This is a genomic window from Dictyobacter arantiisoli, from assembly GCF_008326305.1.
Classification (GTDB): Bacteria; Chloroflexota; Ktedonobacteria; order Ktedonobacterales; family Ktedonobacteraceae; genus Dictyobacter; species Dictyobacter arantiisoli.
The window spans coordinates 1-2781 of the sequence record NZ_BIXY01000195.1 but is presented as its reverse complement, the minus strand read 5'-3'; the positions used below and the strand labels follow the sequence as shown (position 1 = coordinate 2781).

Genomic DNA, 2781 nt, shown 5'->3' with positions numbered 1-2781 from the left:
CGCCTTTGGGATGATGCCCATCCCGTTCTTGGAAGTATTCTCCCGCCGGATTTAGAAACAATTCAGGTTTTAGCATCATTTAGGTGCTAGAAATGTTTCCCGAAAATCCGGGATGACTCATAAAGGAAAGAAGAGAAAGGGGTAGGAGTGCAATGCGTGTTGCCTATCAACCCCATCGACAAACGTTTCGTTTTGACGGTGGAAACGCACCTGCTGACGACCGTGTGTTTGATGCCCAAAGTCTCCGTTGGGCAGAGTTCAACGCGGTCACTGGTGATCTGGTACAGGCTGGGACTGACTGGTCATGCAAACCATCGAACGAACAACTGGATGCATGGCAAGCCGTTGCCCGTACCTATGCTCAGATGTGGGGTCAGCGTCTCGATGATCTTCATTCAACGTTCTACATCCGCTATGGCAATGTACCAAAAGGAGGTCGCTCTACCAACTATGCGACGGGGCGAAAAGAGCAGGGGGTTTCCGTGTATGCTGCAACCTATGATCTCAATACGGGGGCCATTGTGTTTGATGGTCGCCTCTCAGGTGCAGGCACGTTGGCGTTTGTAAGCAGTGACCGCACGCCGCATCTGGTAACAGGTCACTATGTTGGAGATGGAAGCGATGGCGAACCACTCTTGAGGCAGGTCCAAGTTGTCGCAGAACTCTCCTATGATGCCTCGTTGGAGGGTTTTCTCATTCATGGAAACGACGAAGAAAAAGAGAGGACGACCATCACAGGGGAAAGTTGCTCGTCCCTATACCTATGATCGTGATGTAGCAGCGTTCATGGATAGTTTGCCAGATGGTGCCCGCAGTCGCTTTGTCAATGCCTGGCTGAGAGAAAACCCAGAGTTTCTCGCATGGAAAGCGCACCGATCGTGAAGAAAAGTTGTGTTATCTGTGGGAATGACTATCAAGCTTCCCCCTCTGATAAGAAAGTCACCTGTGGATTGACTGCTTGTGTCTCAGCACGCAAGAAGCAGACGCATACAGGGAAGCACAATCAGTGGTCGCAAGGATCTCGCCAACGATTGGCTGAGCTGGGGGAAACGCCCAACCTCACGTTAGGGACAGCGGCGGCTTTACAAAGCCCAATCGCTGGCCCATTTGAAACCAACCAGGCGGCTAAGTACTGGTGGTTGATCTCTCCTCATGAAGAACGCTATGCTCTCCGCAATCTTCGCAAGTTCTGCCGTGATCATTCCGATCTCTTTGCGCCTCATTCCTGGCAGAATGCCTATGATGGATTGCGGCAAGTGCAGGCTTCTCTGATGGGTAGGACAAAGCGTTCTGTGTCTCAATGGAAGGGATGGAGGCTCACACGTCCTGCTGAGCATGGGAAGAATGAGGGGGACGTGGCATTACCGTTGTCTCCTTAACGACTTTTCGAATTCCGTGAATGTATCAACCAGGACCGTTTGCTCATGGCTCTGTCTGGAAAAAGTGCCATGACTTGTCCATACCGGCGCGATGTGGCCGTCTCGCTGCTGTCATGACCTGTCGCTTCTCACGCCTGCCAGGAACGCTCTCATGGCCTCACAGGGGCAGTGCGTGGATCATGATCTGTCTCTCCTTCTCCTCCCTGCTTCTGTCATGATCTGTCCGTATGACGACAACACTGGAACGACTTTTCCGCTGTTTCCCTGACACTCAGTGAGTGATTTTGTGAGGCGCTGCGCAGAGATGGGTAGAACTCTCCTTACGTTGGTGGGGATTATCACAATCACACAGGAACGGGTCCACCTCTGACCGAAATAGAGGGGAATGGCTCACCATACGAGCGTGTTATGTCTATACAATAATTCTGTTGTAGATGATTGACATAGACATCATGTATGAAGTATACTACGAGAGAGAACATTGGGTGTTGAGATGAAAGGAACGGGACGTATGACGACGCGTTGGCTGGCGGAGCGGATTGATCTGCTGCTGGAACAGTTAGCCCCATTGGGGCAGGGGCAGGAAGAGGAGATGGCGCGGATCTGTGCGCAGGAGATTGCGGCCTGGCGAGAGCGGCCCTCGATCACGAAAGAATCGACCTTACGCAATCCCATGACGGATACGCGCAATGCCATTCGCGACCGCTTGGAGGTGACGGCGGCCAATCGCTGGCTCAATCCGCAAACGCAGCAGTATGAACATCTGGCCCTGCGGTATCTGAATTTCACGGAGGAAGAATGGATCCGTGTGATGGGAGATACCCAGGAGCGCTTTCAGCGGCGCTTAGAGGAGCAGCAGTTGCTGGAGCAGCCAGATGCGTTGGTGCAGCAGGCCGAGGCGCTCTTACACGGTGAACCGTGGTATGAGTTGGCGCTGGGGTTGGCGATTGCGACGGGCCGGCGTAGTACGGAGATTCTGAAGACGGCGAAATTCTATCCCAAAACGCCGTTCAGCCTTCTCTTCGAGGGGCAACTCAAAAAGCGCCATCTGCTGATGAAGCCCTATGAAATCCCGACGCTGGTCTCAGCGGATCTGGTGCTGTCCGCGTGGCGTCGCCTGCGGACGTTGGTTGATTGTTCCGCCCTGGAGCTTGACGAGGTGAATAATCGCTACGGGTCGGTCGTGCGTGCGCTGGCCAACGAACGGTTGCGTGGGTTGATTCCGCTGCGTTCATCGAAAGAATTTGTCACCACGCATTTGAATCGCTGTATTTATGGTCGCTTGTGTGTCTTTTATTTTGCTCCATCGCATGTCCCCGATATCACGTATATGGCAACGATCTATGGGCATTACTGGTCTGCTGGGGAGGAGGAGGATGTGCAACGCAACTATCAGAGTACC

The 2781-nt window shown here is 53.1% G+C and carries 3 protein-coding genes; all 3 read left to right on the top strand.

Annotation, left to right across the window (positions count from 1 at the left end):
• Window positions 1-152 precede the first annotated feature (152 nt).
• Complete coding sequence (locus F1593_RS27670; RefSeq protein WP_149404777.1) at window positions 153-767, top strand: hypothetical protein; 615 nt, start codon at window positions 153-155, stop codon at window positions 765-767.
• Between the two features lie 111 nt (window positions 768-878).
• Window positions 879-1379 carry a hypothetical protein gene (locus F1593_RS27665; protein ID WP_149404776.1) on the top strand — a complete coding sequence of 167 codons (501 nt, stop codon included), beginning with the start codon at window positions 879-881 and terminating at the stop codon, window positions 1377-1379.
• Between the two features lie 511 nt (window positions 1380-1890).
• Window positions 1891-2781 (top strand): protelomerase family protein (locus F1593_RS27660; RefSeq protein WP_216369018.1); only part of this gene is annotated, 891 nt, incomplete at its 3' end.

What these genes read in the sequence shown, in the direction of transcription:
- F1593_RS27670 (WP_149404777.1), top strand. Translation starts at nt 153, where the DNA reads ATGCGTGTTGCCTATCAACCCCATCGACAAACGTTTCGTTTTGACGGT.